18 protein-coding genes are annotated in these 14,301 nt (G+C 69.1%); 9 read left to right on the forward strand and 9 right to left on the reverse strand.

Features of this window, described 5'->3' with window-relative positions:
• Positions 1-32: 32 nt before the first annotated feature.
• Both AC0LPE_RS16220 and AC0LPE_RS16225 read right to left on the reverse strand, forming a co-directional pair.
• A complete protein-coding gene (locus AC0LPE_RS16220) occupies positions 33-263 on the reverse strand; it encodes a DUF3107 domain-containing protein (protein WP_006550244.1) in 231 nt (76 codons plus the stop codon).
• 57 nt (positions 264-320) lie between these two features.
• Complete coding sequence (locus AC0LPE_RS16225) at positions 321-1,025, reverse strand: ferritin-like fold-containing protein (protein WP_016693373.1); 705 nt, start codon at positions 1,023-1,025, stop codon at positions 321-323.
• Between the two features lie 206 nt (positions 1,026-1,231).
• Here AC0LPE_RS16225 and AC0LPE_RS16230 point away from each other — a divergent pair, with 206 nt between their 5' ends.
• Together AC0LPE_RS16230 and AC0LPE_RS16235 are read left to right on the forward strand one after the other, a co-directional pair.
• Positions 1,232-2,896, forward strand: coding sequence for a DEAD/DEAH box helicase (locus AC0LPE_RS16230; protein WP_490604831.1), 1,665 nt, complete (start codon positions 1,232-1,234; stop codon positions 2,894-2,896).
• Between the two features lie 4 nt (positions 2,897-2,900).
• Positions 2,901-4,106: an Rv3212 family protein gene (locus AC0LPE_RS16235; protein ID WP_160874249.1), complete on the forward strand. Its 1,206-nt coding sequence runs from the start codon at positions 2,901-2,903 to the stop codon at positions 4,104-4,106.
• A 40-nt stretch (positions 4,107-4,146) separates the two neighbouring features.
• Here the strand turns inward: AC0LPE_RS16235 and AC0LPE_RS16240 are convergent, their stop codons facing one another.
• A complete protein-coding gene (locus AC0LPE_RS16240; RefSeq protein WP_159417894.1) occupies positions 4,147-4,947 on the reverse strand; it encodes a ParA family protein in 801 nt (266 codons plus the stop codon).
• A 74-nt stretch (positions 4,948-5,021) separates the two neighbouring features.
• On the opposite strand from AC0LPE_RS16240, the gene AC0LPE_RS16245 reads away from it, so the two are divergent.
• Positions 5,022-5,507 carry a GNAT family N-acetyltransferase gene (locus AC0LPE_RS16245; protein WP_016693377.1) on the forward strand — a complete coding sequence of 162 codons (486 nt, stop codon included), beginning with the start codon at positions 5,022-5,024 and terminating at the stop codon, positions 5,505-5,507.
• Between the two features lie 6 nt (positions 5,508-5,513).
• Here AC0LPE_RS16245 and AC0LPE_RS16250 read toward each other — a convergent pair whose 3' ends face one another.
• Positions 5,514-5,936, reverse strand: a complete 423-nt coding sequence (locus tag AC0LPE_RS16250; protein WP_026061396.1) for a hypothetical protein — start codon at positions 5,934-5,936, stop codon at positions 5,514-5,516.
• 47 nt (positions 5,937-5,983) lie between these two features.
• Here AC0LPE_RS16250 and AC0LPE_RS16255 point away from each other — a divergent pair, with 47 nt between their 5' ends.
• Positions 5,984-6,922, forward strand: a complete 939-nt coding sequence (locus AC0LPE_RS16255; protein ID WP_016693379.1) for a diacylglycerol/lipid kinase family protein — start codon at positions 5,984-5,986, stop codon at positions 6,920-6,922.
• A 272-nt stretch (positions 6,923-7,194) separates the two neighbouring features.
• Complete coding sequence (locus tag AC0LPE_RS16260) at positions 7,195-7,449, forward strand: WhiB family transcriptional regulator (RefSeq protein WP_006550236.1); 255 nt, start codon at positions 7,195-7,197, stop codon at positions 7,447-7,449.
• Between the two features lie 77 nt (positions 7,450-7,526).
• Here AC0LPE_RS16260 and AC0LPE_RS16265 read toward each other — a convergent pair whose 3' ends face one another.
• Together AC0LPE_RS16265 and AC0LPE_RS16270 are read right to left on the reverse strand one after the other, a co-directional pair.
• Positions 7,527-9,002 (reverse strand): sensor histidine kinase, encoded by a 1,476-nt coding sequence (locus AC0LPE_RS16265; RefSeq protein WP_229565179.1) that lies wholly within the window; start codon positions 9,000-9,002, stop codon positions 7,527-7,529.
• 32 nt (positions 9,003-9,034) lie between these two features.
• The gene (locus AC0LPE_RS16270; protein WP_006550234.1) at positions 9,035-9,250 is read right to left on the reverse strand and encodes a biotin/lipoyl-binding carrier protein; all 216 of its coding nucleotides are present in this window, start codon (positions 9,248-9,250) and stop codon (positions 9,035-9,037) included.
• A 95-nt stretch (positions 9,251-9,345) separates the two neighbouring features.
• On the opposite strand from AC0LPE_RS16270, the gene AC0LPE_RS16275 reads away from it, so the two are divergent.
• On the forward strand, positions 9,346-9,420 hold the full coding sequence (locus tag AC0LPE_RS16275; RefSeq protein WP_022597109.1) for a 50S ribosomal protein bL37: 75 nt from the start codon (positions 9,346-9,348) through the stop codon (positions 9,418-9,420).
• Positions 9,421-9,508: 88 nt separating this feature from the next.
• Here AC0LPE_RS16275 and rsrA read toward each other — a convergent pair whose 3' ends face one another.
• Positions 9,509-9,790, reverse strand: coding sequence for a mycothiol system anti-sigma-R factor (gene rsrA / locus AC0LPE_RS16280; protein WP_145693157.1), 282 nt, complete (start codon positions 9,788-9,790; stop codon positions 9,509-9,511).
• Positions 9,787-10,431 (reverse strand): sigma-70 family RNA polymerase sigma factor, encoded by a 645-nt coding sequence (locus tag AC0LPE_RS16285; RefSeq protein ID WP_390889799.1) that lies wholly within the window; start codon positions 10,429-10,431, stop codon positions 9,787-9,789. Before AC0LPE_RS16285 ends, rsrA begins: the two co-directional genes overlap by 4 nt.
• Positions 10,432-10,637: 206 nt before the next feature.
• On the opposite strand from AC0LPE_RS16285, the gene ybaK reads away from it, so the two are divergent.
• On the forward strand, positions 10,638-11,135 hold the full coding sequence (ybaK, locus tag AC0LPE_RS16290) for a Cys-tRNA(Pro) deacylase (protein WP_490604832.1): 498 nt from the start codon (positions 10,638-10,640) through the stop codon (positions 11,133-11,135).
• Positions 11,136-11,173: 38 nt separating this feature from the next.
• Here ybaK and AC0LPE_RS16295 read toward each other — a convergent pair whose 3' ends face one another.
• Complete coding sequence (locus AC0LPE_RS16295; protein WP_490604833.1) at positions 11,174-11,929, reverse strand: SOS response-associated peptidase; 756 nt, start codon at positions 11,927-11,929, stop codon at positions 11,174-11,176.
• A gap of 80 nt (positions 11,930-12,009) precedes the next feature.
• Between AC0LPE_RS16295 and aroA the strand changes: the two genes are divergently transcribed.
• Positions 12,010-13,296, forward strand: coding sequence for a 3-phosphoshikimate 1-carboxyvinyltransferase (gene aroA / locus AC0LPE_RS16300; protein WP_202399517.1), 1,287 nt, complete (start codon positions 12,010-12,012; stop codon positions 13,294-13,296).
• Positions 13,263-14,282, forward strand: a complete 1,020-nt coding sequence (gene rsgA / locus AC0LPE_RS16305) for a ribosome small subunit-dependent GTPase A (RefSeq protein WP_160874263.1) — start codon at positions 13,263-13,265, stop codon at positions 14,280-14,282. The genes aroA and rsgA overlap by 34 nt, the downstream gene beginning before the upstream one ends.
• The last annotated feature ends 19 nt before the right edge of the window (positions 14,283-14,301 follow it).

Here is a 14,301-nt window from a genome sequence, read left to right on the forward strand (position 1 = left end):
GACATGCCCCGGCCCGTTCTCGTCGGTCGCTCTCAGTTGGCGGCGAAGCCGACCTTGCCCAGCGTGGCAGGACCGATGTCCACGTAGCTGATCTTGGCGGCCTGCACGAGAACCTTGCGGCCCTTCTCGTCGACAAGGGCGAGCACCCCGTCGTCGGCGCCGTTCAACGCGGCCCGGACGAGCTTCTCCACCTCGTCGGGCGTCTGGTCGCTGACGACGACAACTTCGCGCGGGCTGTCCGCGACGCCGATCTTGACCTCCACGGTGGACCTCCGATTCTCATGCGTTGAAACCGAGCTGGTACTGCTGTCAGCCCCAGGCTAATGCAGTCCGAGCACCGACATCCGCTCGGCGTGCTCGACCTGCATGCGATCGAACAGCGCGGCGATGTTCGTCAGGTCGCCGGACGCGAGAATCACCAGCTCGGCGAGTTCCTCGTTCTGCGCGAGGACGTACTGCGCCTGGGTGATGGCCTCACCGAGCAGCCGGCGTCCCCACAACATCAGGCGGTCCTTCTGCAGCGGGCTGCGCTCGACGACCTCGCGGACCTCCTGCACCACGAACTCCGAGTGGCCGGTCTCGGCGAGGACCTCCCGGACCACCGTGGACACCTCGGGAGCGAGCATGTCGGCGATCTCACAGTAGAAATCTGCGGCGATCCCGTCGCCCACGTACGCCTTCACGAGCACCTCGAGCCACGTCGACGGAGTGGTCGAGGCGTGGTAGGCGTCGAGCGCCTTGCGGTAGGGCTCCATCGCCGCGTAGACCTCGACGCCGCGATCGGTGAGCGCCGTGTGGAGTGTCTCGAAATGGCTCATCTCCGCAGCTGCCATGCTTGCGAGCGCGACCCGGCCGCGCAGGGACGGGGAGAATCGGGCGTCCTCGGCGAGGCGGTAGAACGCCGAGATCTCGCCGTACGCGAGCACTGCGAAGAGCTCTGCGACACCGGGGTGATCGGCGGGGACTGCGGGTCCGTCCGGCGTCGCGCCGGACTCGGAGGTGGACTGCGGCGTATCGGCTCCCATGACGACGAAGCGTAGTACTACCTCGTGGAATGCGCCGGAACCGGTACAATGGTTCGGGAAGCCCGCGCTTCGAGCCGCCGACCGTGGCCCGCGAGCTTCCCAGATAATGTGCGCGCACCCGAACTGCGGATCGCTGCCGCGCTTCGCCGAGCCTGGTGGAAACCGCTCGCGCTGAGGTGCAGGCCGGTCGCCTTTCCCCCTCGTGCGTGCGTGCCGAGACCAGGAAGGCCGGACCCCTGAGCAAGATCACCATCGACCACGAAGACGACGCGAGCGAAACCACCGTCTCCGCACAACTCGACTCCACCCACGTACCCCCCACCTTCGGCGAACTCGGTGTCCGCGACGAGATCGTCCGCGCCCTCGCCGAGGTCGGCATCGAACGCACCTTCGCGATCCAGGAACTCACCCTGCCGCTCGCCCTCGCCGGCGACGACCTCATCGGTCAGGCCCGTACGGGCATGGGCAAGACCTTCGGCTTCGGCGTTCCCCTCCTGCACCGCATCGCCACCGAGGGTTCCGGCACGACCACGCTCGACGGCACTCCCCGTGCCCTCGTGATCGTCCCGACCCGCGAACTGTGCATCCAGGTCACCAACGACCTCGTAAATGCCTCCAAGTACCTGCCGGGCAGCCGTAAGTCGGGCCTCGAAGTCCTGTCGATCTACGGTGGCCGCCCCTACGAGCAGCAGATCGACGAACTGAAGAAGGGTGTCGACGTCGTCGTCGGTACTCCCGGTCGTCTGCTCGACCTCGCCAACCAGGGTCACCTGATCCTCGGCAAGATCGGCGTGCTCGTCATGGACGAGGCCGACGAGATGCTCGACCTCGGCTTCCTGCCCGACATCGAGCGCATCCTCACGATGGTCCCCGACCGTCGTCAGACGATGTTGTTCTCGGCCACGATGCCCGGCCCGATCATCACCCTCGCCCGCACGTTCCTGAACCGCCCGACGCACATCCGTGCCGAGGAGGCCGAATCGTCGGCCGTGCACGAGCGCACCCAGCAGTTCATCTACCGGGCGCACGCGCTCGACAAGGCCGAACTGGTCGCCCGCGTGCTGCAGGCCGAGGGCCGCGGCGCCACCATGATCTTCACCCGCACCAAGCGCACGGCGCAGAAGGTGGCCGACGACCTCGTCGAGCGCGGTTTCGCGTGCGGCGCGGTGCACGGCGACCTCGGTCAGATCGCGCGCGAGAAGGCCCTCGACAAGTTCCGCAGCGGCAAGATCGACGTCCTCGTCGCCACCGACGTCGCCGCCCGCGGCATCGACATCGACGACGTCACCCACGTCATCAACTACCAGTGCCCCGAGGACGAGAAGACCTACGTCCACCGCATCGGCCGTACCGGTCGCGCCGGACGCACCGGTATCGCCATCACCCTCGTCGACTGGGACGACGTGCCGCGCTGGCAGCTCATCGACAAGGCTCTCGATCTCGGTATCCCGGATCCGATCGAGACCTACTCGAGCTCCCCGCACCTGTTCGAGGAGCTGAACATCCCGTCCGACGCCACCGGACGCGTCCGCAAGGCCACTCCCGCCGCCTCCGAGAACGGTGAGAAGCGCGAGCGCGTCGAGCGCGAAGGCGGATCCCGACCGAAGCGCAACCGGGTCCGTCGCCGCACCGTCCGCGGAAAGTCGGCCGACGGCTCCGCGACGGATGCCACCGCAACCGGTTCGGACGACTCGGCGAAGGCCGAGAACGGGTCTGCCGCAGCGGAGACGGGTGAGGACACCGGGGCTTCCGCTCCGGCACGTCGTCGCCGTCGTCGCCGTCGCACCCGCTCGGGCGAGGGCCCGGCCGGTCGCGCAGAGCAGCAGGACACGTCGAACGTGGAAGCGGTCTCGACGTCGTCTGCCCGATAACCACGTGCTCGCGCCCGAGCGCCGCACCCGCACCGACCTTCTCGTCGCAGCCGCACTCGTCGTCACCGCTCTGGTGGCGGCGAGTGTCGTCTGGTTGAGCTCGGATGCGCGGGGCACCACGTCGACCACCTGGGACGGCCCCGTCCCCACTCCCGCTGCCGCACAGGCGCTTCCGCGCACTCTCGCCGAACTGTGGCGTGCGCCGAGTACGGCGACGACTGCGCCGGTGGTGTCCGGGGGAACGATCGCCACGGCCGACGGTGGTGCGGTGGTCGGCCGCGACCCGCAGTCGGGCGAGGAACGCTGGCGGTACGACCGCGACCGGGCGTTGTGCGCGGTCACCGAAGCCTGGGGCGACGTGGTCTCGGCCTACCGCGGCCCGCGGGGATGCGGGCAGGTCACCGCGCTCGACGCCGGTAGTGGCGCTCGCGGCGCGCAACGGTCGAGCGACGCCGACGATCCGATCCGGCTCGTCGACGCCGGTTCGCACCTGATCGCCTTCGGCGAGTCGCGTCTCGAGATGTGGCGCTCCGATCTGGTGCGCACGGTCGAGTACGGGCGCGTCGACGCACCGGTGAACCCGAACGCCCAGCCACGATCGGGTTGCGAACTGCTCTCGGCGGATTCGGGCGCCGAAGTGCTGGCCGTCCTCGAACAGTGCGCGAACGAGCCGACCAATCGGCTCACCCTTCTCGATCCCACCCCCGACGACAGCACCAAGCCCGAGGAGTTCGCCTCGTCGGTGCTGCCGGAAGCGGGCGGGGATTCCCGCATCGTCGCGGTGGTCGGCGATCGCACAGCGGTCTATCTGGCCCCGGACGACAACGACGGGCCGCGCATCGAGGTCTTCGACAGCGAGGGCGTCCTCGTCGACACGCACGCCCTGCCGCGTCCTGCCGGCGAATCGGACGACCCCGCCCTCGAGCGCGGCGGCATGCTCGTGTGGTGGACCGGCCGCGACACCGTCGCACTGTCCACCACCGATTTCGCTCCGCAGTGGACCGTCGAGGACACCCTCGGCAACGGCGACATCATGGCCGGTTCGCTGCTTCTTCCCGTCGAGGACGCCCTCGTGGGTGTCGACTCACGGACAGGTGAACCCGGTCCGCGCATCGACGTCGAGCGCGGGGCGGTCTCCACAGTGAACGTCGCTGTCGCCGGGGACGTCGTGGTCGAGCAGCGCGGCGACGAACTCGTGGCGTTGCGCTGACGGCGAGCCGTCCCCGGTAGGTACTGACTGTGGGGCCGGTTCAGTCCGCGACGGCGGTCTCGAAGGTCTCGAGTTCCGCCTCCCCCGACCAGTAGCGCAGCAGGTTCTCGGAGAGCGCCCGGTAGGCCTCGGCGCCCTTGTTCTTGCGTCCCGCCAGCACCGTCGCGCCCGAGGCGGAGGCCTCCGCGAAGCGGACCGTGCGGGGTACGGGCGGGGCCAGCACCGGCAGGTCGTATCGATCGGAGACATCGGCGAGCACGTCGCGGCTGTGCGTGGTCCGCGAGTCGTACAGGGTCGGCAGCGCGCCGAGCAGCTCGAGATCCGGGTTGGTGATCTGTCTGACCTCGTCGACGGTGCGGAGCAGCTGCCCCACTCCGCGGTGGGCGAGTGTCTCGCACTGCAGCGGAACGAGCACGGACCGCGCCGCGGTGAGGCCGTTGAGCGTGAGGACACCGAGGGAGGGCGGGCAGTCGATCACGACGACGTCGTAGTCGTCCTCGACCGACGCCAGGGCCCGCTCGAGGGTGTATTCGCGTCCCGGCTTCATGAGCAGCATCGCTTCCGCACCCGCGAGGTCGATGGTCGCCGGCAGCAACGACATCCCCTCCGCGGTGTCGAGCAGGACGTCCTTCGTCTCGACGCCGCCCACAAGCACGTCGTGCACGGACTGTTCGAGCTTGTCGGGGTTGTGTCCGAGGGAGAAGGTCAGGCACCCCTGGGGGTCGAGATCGACGACGAGCACCCGCCGGCCCAGCGCCGACAATGCGGCCCCCAACGACGCGACGGTGGTCGTCTTGGCGACGCCACCCTTCTGATTTGCCACTGCAAGTACCGTTGCCACGACCCCGATCCTCGCGCACTCGGCGGCGCAGCGCGAGGTGAATCCGCCCACGAGACCGCAGGAGGCAGCCCGTCGTGATCCGCAGAGCCACACCCGAGGACGTCCCCGCGATCACCGGGCTGATCTACGACCTCGCCGAATACGAGAAGGCCCGGCACGAGTGCACCGTGGTGCCCGAGCAGATCCACGAGGCCCTGTTCGGGCCGCAACCCTCGGTGTACGCGCACGTCGCCGAGGAATCCGGTGAGGACGGCACCGAGGGGCAGGTCGTCGGGGTGGCGCTGTGGTTTCGGAACTTCTCCACCTGGGACGGCGTGCACGGCATCTACCTCGAGGACCTGTTCGTCCGTCCCGAACACCGCGGCAGGGGACACGGACGCGCTCTGCTCGCGGCGCTCGCCCACGAGTGCGTGGAGCGCGGTTACACCCGCCTGAGTTGGTCGGTGCTGGACTGGAACGAGCCGTCCATCGGTTTCTACCGCTCGCTCGGTGCCGTCGCTCAGGACGAGTGGACGACGTTCAGGCTCAGCGGCGCCGCACTGCAGGCACTCGGCAGCTGAGCCGGATCACTCGTCGACGTCGGGCGCGTACTCGTGCGCGAGCCACCGCGTCGTGGGCGGGCTGAACAGCAGCACGAGCGTCGGGACCACGACGAGCGCCAGCACGGTGCCGATGATCGGCTGGTGCGAGTCGGTCAACAGCGACCACACCACCGGCAGCAACAACAACTGCGCGAGTACCGCCACGGCACGTCCCCAGCGCACGCCGCGCACGAGCGCGATCCCGCCGGCCAGCACCCCGCCGAACAGGACGAACAGCCACAGCGCGAAGCCGTAACCGTTGGTGACCGACTGATCGTGTTCGCCCGAGGCGGCGCGGATGATCGAGTACACCGCGAACCCCATCGCGACGACGCCCTCGAGGACGACGAGCCAGCCGGCGGCACGCACGGTCGACGGGACGCTGCTGCGAGGTGTTTCGAGAGGCACCCGTCCAGCGTAGTGGACCCGCCGGGCACCACTTAGGCTGATGTTCCGTGCGCGCCCTGCTGATCGTGAACCCGAATGCGACGACGACCACCCCGGCCGGTCGCGACCGCCTCGCTCATGCCCTGAGGGGCCGGCTCGCACTGACCGTCGCGCACACCACCCACCGCGGTCACGCCGCCGAACTGGCGCGCTCGGCGCACGCCGACGGGATGGACGTCGTCGTCGCGCACGGGGGCGACGGCACCGTCAACGAGATCGTCAACGGTCTGCTCGGCCCCTCCCCCGATCGGAGCGCCGATCCGAGCCTCCCGCGACTCGCGGTGGTGCCCGGCGGCTCGGCGAACGTGTTCGCGCGGTCCCTGGGGTTGTCCGCCGATCCGCTCGAGGCCACCGAGCAGGTGCTCGAGTCGTTGCAGGAGGGCAGGACCAGCCGGATCGGCCTCGGCCACTGCGACGGCCGGTGGTTCACCTTCAACGCGGGCCTCGGTCTCGACGCCCAGGTGTGCGAGGCCATCGATCTGAGCCGCGCCGAGGGCAAGAAGGTCACGACGGCGCGCTACGTGCGGCATGCCGTAGCCCGATTCTTCGCGTCGAAGCGGGACGAGCCGGCGCTCACGCTCGAGATGCCCGGATCCGAACCCGTACCGGGGGTGCACTACGCGTTCGTGTCGAACTCGAGTCCGTGGACCTATCTCGAGTCCCGTCCGGTGCACACGAATCCCGGCACGTCGTTCGACACCGGATTGGGTGTGTTTGCCATGACGACGACCCGGGTATTTCCGAGCCTGCGGGTGGTGAGGCAGCTCCTGGCCGCCCGTGGCGAGCCGGCGTCACCGCATCTGGTGCGTGCGGACGATGTCGAGCGCGTGCGCGCCCGGGCCTCGCGCCCGATCGGACTTCAGGTCGACGGCGACTATCTCGGACTCCGCACCGAGGTCGAGTTCGTGGCCGTGCCGTCGATCCTCGATGTCGTCGCGCCCCGCTGACCATCCCCTCTAGCGGGACAGCGACAGAAAGAGAAGCACGAATTCTGTGATTACCACTACCTTCTCGGCTCGAGTGGAGTAGAAATAGGGATTGGCGAACTCGTAGCTCACAACAGCGTGAGCTTCCCCACGATCGTGGCCGATTCTATTGACTCCACGCTCGTTCGTGAAAGCATTCACAAGTAACCGCGCGGAAACACTCCGTGCCACAGGCGTGAACACGCATTGACCGATCAGCCGGTGCACACGCACCATCGAAGGAGAGTAGAAGCATGGACTGGCGCCACAAGGCCATCTGCCGCGACGAGGATCCGGAACTGTTCTTCCCCGTGGGAAACAGCGGCCCGGCTCTCGCGCAGATCGCGGATGCCAAGCTCGTGTGCAACCGTTGCCCCGTCACCGCCGAATGCCTTTCCTGGGCGCTCGAGTCCGGCCAGGATGCCGGCGTCTGGGGCGGTATGAGCGAGGACGAGCGCCGCGCTCTCAAGCGTCGCAACGCACGCACCCGCGCTCGCACGGCGGTCTGAGCAGCTCCGACAGACGTTCGAAGGCCCGGCTCCCCCACGGGGAGGCCGGGCCTTCTTACGTGCCCGGACGGAAACGATCAGGCGACCGGCACCTTGCCCAGCGGTAACTGCAGGCGCGCGTCGGTCCCGCCGGCCTCGTTGGACGTCAGCTCCAGCGATCCGCCGAGTTCGGCGGCCACGAGGGTCCGGACGATCTGCAGACCGAGCCGGTTCGACGCCTCGAGGCTGAATCCGTCGGGAAGACCCTTCCCCTCGTCGCGGACCACGACGTCGAGCATGCGGGCCGAACGCTGGGCATTGACGGTGACCGTGCCGTTGACGCCCGGATCGAAGGCGTGCTCGACGGCGTTCTGGACGAGTTCGGTCAGCACCATGACCAGGGGCGTCGCGCGATCGGCGGGGAACACACCGAGATTCCCCTCCCGCAGCACGCGGATCTGGCTGCCCACCGTCGACACGTCGACGACGATGGGGATCAGCTGGTCGAAGACACCGTCGAGATCGACCTCCTCGTCCACGGACATCGACAGCGCCTCGTGCACCAGGGCGATGGACGTCACCCGGCGGACCGCCTCGCCGAGCGCCTGCTGGGCCTCGGCGTTCCCGGTCCGGCGCGCCTGCAGGCGCAGCAGTGCGGCGACCGTCTGCAGATTGTTCTTGACGCGATGGTGGATCTCGCGGATGGTCGCGTCCTTGCTCAGCAGTGCCCGGTCGCGTCGCTTGACCTCGGTGACGTCGCGGACGATCACCGCGGCGCCCCGGATCCTGCCTCCCGGATTCAGGACCAACGCACGGATCAGAACCGTGGCACCGCGTGCCTCGATCTCCATGCGCTGCCCCAGACGGCCCTCCACGGCCCCGCGGAGGTAGTCGGTGACGTCGCGGCTCTCGAAGGGGTCGGTGACCAGTGCGCGGGTCGTCTCCACGAGGTCCTGACCGATCAGGTCGGAGTTCAGACCCATCCGGTGGTAGGCCGACAGCGCGTTGGGGCTGGCGTAGACGACCTTGCCCTCCCGGTCGAGCCGGATGAACCCGTCGCCCGCGCGCGGACTCGACTTGGTGTCCGAGCGCGCCTCCGGTGTGGGGAAGGTGCCCTCGCTGATCATCCGGTAGAGGTCGTCGGCGCATTCGAGATAGGCCGTCTCGAGCGCGCTGGCCGACCGCCGCGACACGCGGGCGGCGTCGCGGCTGAGCACCGCGACGACCCGGCCGTCCCAACGCACCGGCACGGCCTGACGGATGTTGATCCCCGCACCCGGGGCCGACTTGACGTCGACGATCTCCCCGGTTTCGAAAGCCTCACGGACGTAAGGATGTTCGTTGTCGGAGACGAGCGTGCCGACAGCGTCTTCAGGGATGACGGTCGAGGCGGTGGTGGGCCGGCACTGTGCGACGCACACGATTCCGGACGGCGCCGCGTCGACCCACAGGAGGACGTCGGCGAACGACAGGTCGGCGAGCAACTGCCACTCGCCCACGACACGTTGGAGGTGATCGACGGCCGCGCCCGGAAGATCCGTGTACCTCGCGAGCAACGAACTGAGTGTGGACACGGGAACCGCTTTCGTACTCAGACTGTCCGCCGTCAGGAGATCACGGCGATGAGGTCACCCTGCTGGATGACATCCCCGACCGAGACACCGACGGAGGTCACGGTGCCCGCCGACTCTGCGAGCACGGGGATCTCCATCTTCATCGACTCGAGGATCACCAGTGTGTCGCCTTCGGCCACCACGTCACCCTCTCGCACGACGACCTCGAACACGGTCGATACCATCTCCGCGCGTACGTCTTCCGCCATCGAACACCTCGTTTCACGCTCCGGCGGCGGACCTGCCGACAGGACCACTCGACCGCACGTGAAACACTGTAATGAACGAGAAAGGAGATCCCACCATGGGTAAGCGAGGTCGCAAGAAGCGCAGCCGCAAGGGTAACGCCGCCAACCACGGCAAGCGTCCCAACGCCTGAGACGCGGACAGGGGCCGGAAAGCAGCAGCTTTTCGGCCCCTGTCACGTTCGGGGGTCTCGCCCAGCACTCGGTGCGAGTCGAACTCGCCTACGACTCGGTGATGTCCGTCTCGGTGATCACGACGGTGCGGCGGATCTGCAGCATGAGCCGCTCCCGCAGGCCCTCGGGTGCGTGTTCCCCGCCGCACTTGCGGCTGAGCAGCGATTTGATCTTCTCCTCGATCCCGTAGGCCTCGAGGCAGGTGCCGCACTCGTCGAGGTGCCGCTGCAGCTTCTCGCGGGAACCGGCGTCGCACTCGGAGTCGAGAAGCAGGTAGACGTCCGCGATGACCGCCGAGCAGTCGAGTCGATCGAAGTCGGGTTCGCTCACTGCGGTGCTCCCTTTCCGCTCTCGGTCTGATCCGAAGTTCCGGTTGTCGCGTCCACGGCCTTCTCCCGCATGAAACCGCGATCGCGCGCCACGTCGGCCAACAGGCCCCGCAACTGCTTGCGACCCCGGTGCAGTCTCGACATCACGGTGCCGATCGGCGTCCCCATGATCTCGGCGATCTCCTTGTAGGGGAACCCTTCGACGTCGGCGTAGTAGACGGCCATGCGGAACTCCTCGGGAAGCTCCTGCAGCGCCGCCTTGATGTCGTCATCGGGAAGCGCGTCGAGCGCCTCGACCTCCGCGGATCGCAGACCGGTCGACGAATGCTCGGCCGTGGCTGCGAGCTGCCAGTCGGTGATCTCGTCGGTCGGGTACTGCGCGGGCTGCCGCTGACGCTTCCGGTACGAGTTGATGTAGGTGTTGGTGAGGATCCGGTACAGCCAGGCCTTGAGGTTGGTGCCCTCGCGGAACGACCGGAAGGCGGAGAACGCCTTGATGTAGGTCTCCTGCACGAGGTCCTCGGCGTCGGAGGGATTGCGGGTCATCCGCAGCGCAGCGCCGTAGAGCTGATCGAGCAGGGGAAGTGCATCCCGCTCGAACCGCTCGGTCAGTTCTTCCACAGACTCCTCGATCACACCGATCCCTTCATCGACGCCTGTCGAGAAGGCTACCGGTCCGACGGCGTCCGGATCGGCGGGACGTCCGGCGGCGTCCGGTCGAGGCGGGCACAGCACTGCCACGAATTCTCCGATCGTCGGGTGTCGGGTGGCCGGTGGATCCACCCGTCGGTGTGCAACGCCGTACCCACCGCACTTGTTCCCCACCTCCGGTTTCCTAGAGTGATCGGATGGCCTCGACATCCACTCCCGCGACGGTGTTGCTGAAGCGCGAGAAGGTCGCGCACCGGGTCCACGAGTACGCACACGACCCGAGATCGTCGTCCTTCGGCGCCGAAGCCGTCGAGGAACTCGGCGCACGCCTGGGGGTCTCCCCCGAACAGATCTTCAAGACGCTGGTGGTGTCTCTGTCGGACGGCAAGCTCGCCGTCGCGGTGATCCCGGTCCCGGCGACGCTGTCGCTCAAGGCCGCAGCGGGGGCGCTGGGCGGCGGCAAGGCCGTGATGGCCGAGCACACCGCCGCCGAACGCGCGACCGGATACGTCGTCGGTGGCATCTCCCCGCTCGGGCAGCGCAAGCGTCTGCGCACCGTGATCGACGCCTCCGCCGAGCAGTGGGACCGGATGCTGTGCAGCGCGGGCCGCCGCGGGCTCGAGATCGAACTGGATCCGCGCGATCTGATCCGGCTGACCGGCGCGGTCGTGGCACCGATCACGGCCGGGTCGTAGGGCCCCGATCACGGCCGGGCCGTAGAGTCCGGTGGCGTCTACAGCAGCACCATCTGGTCGCCGGCACCGTCGTCGGGTTGCAGCAGTTCGGGGCCGTTGTTGCGGATGCTGTTGACCTTCGCGGACACGCGGCGGATCTCGATCGCCGAGATCGCTTCGACGCTCGGCACGATCAGATCCGGATGGCCGAGACTGTCGGGGTCGAGCCACGCATCCCACTGCTCCGGCGGGAGGATCAGCGGCATCCGCTCGTGCACGTTGCCGAGTTGCTCGACCGACTGTGCGGTGAGGATCGCCGTACTCGACAGCGGCGGCGCCTTCGGGTTCCGCGGGTCGCGCCACTCCGCCCACACCCCGGCCATGCAGATCCGCGATCCGTCGGCCGGCGCCATGAAATACGGCACCTTGCGGGGTCTGCCGTCCGGCGCGGGTTCGACCTGCCATTCGTACCAGCCGTCCATCGGGATCAGGCACCGCTTGTGACGCAGCGACCGCGCGAAGCTCGGCTTGGTGGCGACCGACTCGGATCGTGCGTTGATCAGCGGTGCGCTTCCGCCGACCTCCTCGGCGAACGGCGGCACGAGTCCCCAGCGCATGCGGCGGATACGGCGGCGGACGGGACCGTCGGGATCCTCCCCGTCGTGCCGGGCGACGACGGTGAGCACCTCGGTCGTCGGCGCGACGTTGTAGTCGGGCCCGCGCTCGTCCCGGCCGCCGTCGCCGGTCTCGTCGAGTGCGTCGAGTTCGACGGCGAGCGTCGCCGGGTCGGCCGTGGAGACATACCTTCCGCACATGCCGTCGAGTGTGGCATCGCCGGGTGACGGAACCGACACCGGCGCGCACCGGGTGGGCGAGGGTGCCCGCACCGGTGCGGATGGGCGAAGATGGTCGGGTGAGTCTGTGGAGAGCACCCCGCGCCGTGTCCCCGGTTCGAGCGTCGGTGACGCTGCCGGGATCGAAGTCGATCACCAACCGTGCCCTGATCCTGGCCGCACTCGCCGACGGGCCGTCCACCCTGACCGGCGCACTGCGCAGCCGCGACACCGACCTGATGATCGGGGCCCTGCGCACTCTCGGCGCGACCGTCACCGAACGCGACGGCGGCACCACCCTCGACGTGACCCCCGGACCCCTGCGCGGAGGCGACGTCGCCTGCGGGCTGGCCGGCACCGTCATGCGGTTCGTACCGCCGCTGGCAGCACTGGCCGACGGCGACGTGCGCTTCGACGGCGACGAACAGGCCCGGGTCCGCCCGATGAGCACCGTGCTCGACGCCCTGCGCGCCCTCGGCACCGACATCGACGGCGACCGGCTGCCCTTCACCGTGCACGGCCGGGGCTCGGTGCGCGGCGGTTCCGTCACCATCGACGCGTCCGCGTCCTCGCAGTTCGTCTCGGGTCTGCTGCTGTCCGGTGCCGCCTTCGACGAGGGTGTGGTGGTCCACCACGCCGGCGAACCGGTGCCGTCGATGCCGCACATCGAGATGACGGTCGAGATGCTCCGCACGGCCGGAGTCCCCGTCGACACCTCCGAGGCCGACACCTGGCGGGTGCCCCCGACGACGATCAAGGCCGTCGACGTCACCGTCGAGCCCGATCTGTCGAACGCGACTCCCTTCCTCGCGGCGGCGGCGGTCACCGGTGGTGTCGTCTCGGTGCCCCTGTGGCCCGAGTCGACCACCCAGGCCGGCGACGCGATCCGCGGCATCCTCGAGCAGATGGGCGCCGAGGTGACCTGGGCCGACGGGACGCTGACCGTGCGCGGCCCGGACGAACTGCGGGGCCTCGACGTGGACCTGCACGACGTCGGTGAACTGGCGCCGACCGTCGCGGCCCTCGCCGCGGTCGCCGCCTCGCCCTCCGACCTGCGCGGCATCGCGCACCTGCGCGGTCACGAGACCGACCGGCTCGCGGCCCTCGCCACCGAGATCGGCCGTCTCGGCGGTTCGATCACCGAGACCGAGGACGGACTGCACATCGAGCCGGCTCCGCTGCACGCCGGCATCTGGCACTCCTACGCCGACCACCGGATGGCCACGGCCGGGGCGATCCTCGGGCTCGTCGTCGACGGGATCGAGGTCGAGGACATCGGCACCACCGCCAAGACCCTCCCCGACTTCGAGGGTCTGTGGGAGTCGCTGCTGACGGGGAGCGACTCCTGAGGCGGCGGGAGTACGACGAGTCCGACGTCCGGGTCCGTCCCGGGCGCGGCTCGCGGCCGCGCACGAAGGACCGCCCGGCCCACCGCAATGCCGAGGAGGGCATGGTCGTCTCCGTCGACCGGGGGCGATGGGGTGTCGCGCTCGGCGGTGATCCCGATCGGATCGTGACGACGATGCGGGCACGTGAGCTCGGCCGGACCCCGATCGTGGTGGGCGATCAGGTGGGTGTCGTCGGCGATCTCTCCGGTCGCCCCGACACGCTCGCGCGCATCGTGCGGGTCGAGGACCGCAGCACCGTCCTGCGGCGCACGGCCGACGACACCGATCCGTTCGAGCGCATCGTCGTCGCCAATGCCGAACAGTTGCTCATCGTGGTCGCGCTCGCCGATCCCCCACCGCGGACCGGACTCGTCGAACGCGCGCTCGTCGCTGCCTATGCCGGCGGTCTCGCTCCCCTGCTGGGACTGACCAAGAGCGACCTCGCCGATCCCGACGAGTTCGCCGCGCACTTCGCGGATCTCGACATCCCGGTGCTGCTCGTCGGTCAGGACGACGATCTCACCGCCCTGCACGAGCGGATCGACGGTCGCGTGACCGCCCTGATCGGGCACTCGGGGGTCGGCAAGTCGACACTGGTGAACCGGCTCGTTCCCGACGCCGACCGCGCCACCGGTGAGGTCTCCGGGGTGGGCAAGGGACGGCACACCTCCACCCAGTCGGTGGCCCTGCACCTACCCGAGAGCGGGTGGGTCGTCGACACCCCGGGCATCCGATCGTTCGGGCTTGCGCACATCGGGCCCGACGACGTCGTCGCGGCGTTCGGGGACCTGGCCGAAGCGGTCGAGGACTGCCCGCGCGGATGCACGCATCTCGGCCCGCCCGCCGATCCCGAATGCGCCTTCGACTCGTTGGAGGGCAAGTCGCACAACCGGGCGATGGCCGTGCGCGAGTTGCTCACGGCGCTCGCGTCCAACGACCCCTGGTGAACCGCCGAACCCCGGCCGA

Source organism: Rhodococcus sp. S3 (assembly GCF_058211795.1).

What these genes read in the sequence shown, in the direction of transcription:
- ybaK (WP_490604832.1), top strand. Translation starts at nt 10,638, where the DNA reads ATGGCCTCGACATCCACTCCCGCGACGGTGTTGCTGAAGCGCGAGAAG.
- AC0LPE_RS16225 (WP_016693373.1), bottom strand. Translation starts at nt 1,025, where the DNA reads ATGGGAGCCGATACGCCGCAGTCCACCTCCGAGTCCGGCGCGACGCCG.
- aroA (WP_202399517.1), top strand. Translation starts at nt 12,010, where the DNA reads ATGGGCGAAGATGGTCGGGTGAGTCTGTGGAGAGCACCCCGCGCCGTG.
- AC0LPE_RS16260 (WP_006550236.1), top strand. Translation starts at nt 7,195, where the DNA reads ATGGACTGGCGCCACAAGGCCATCTGCCGCGACGAGGATCCGGAACTG.
- AC0LPE_RS16270 (WP_006550234.1), bottom strand. Translation starts at nt 9,250, where the DNA reads ATGGCGGAAGACGTACGCGCGGAGATGGTATCGACCGTGTTCGAGGTC.
- AC0LPE_RS16295 (WP_490604833.1), bottom strand. Translation starts at nt 11,929, where the DNA reads ATGTGCGGAAGGTATGTCTCCACGGCCGACCCGGCGACGCTCGCCGTC.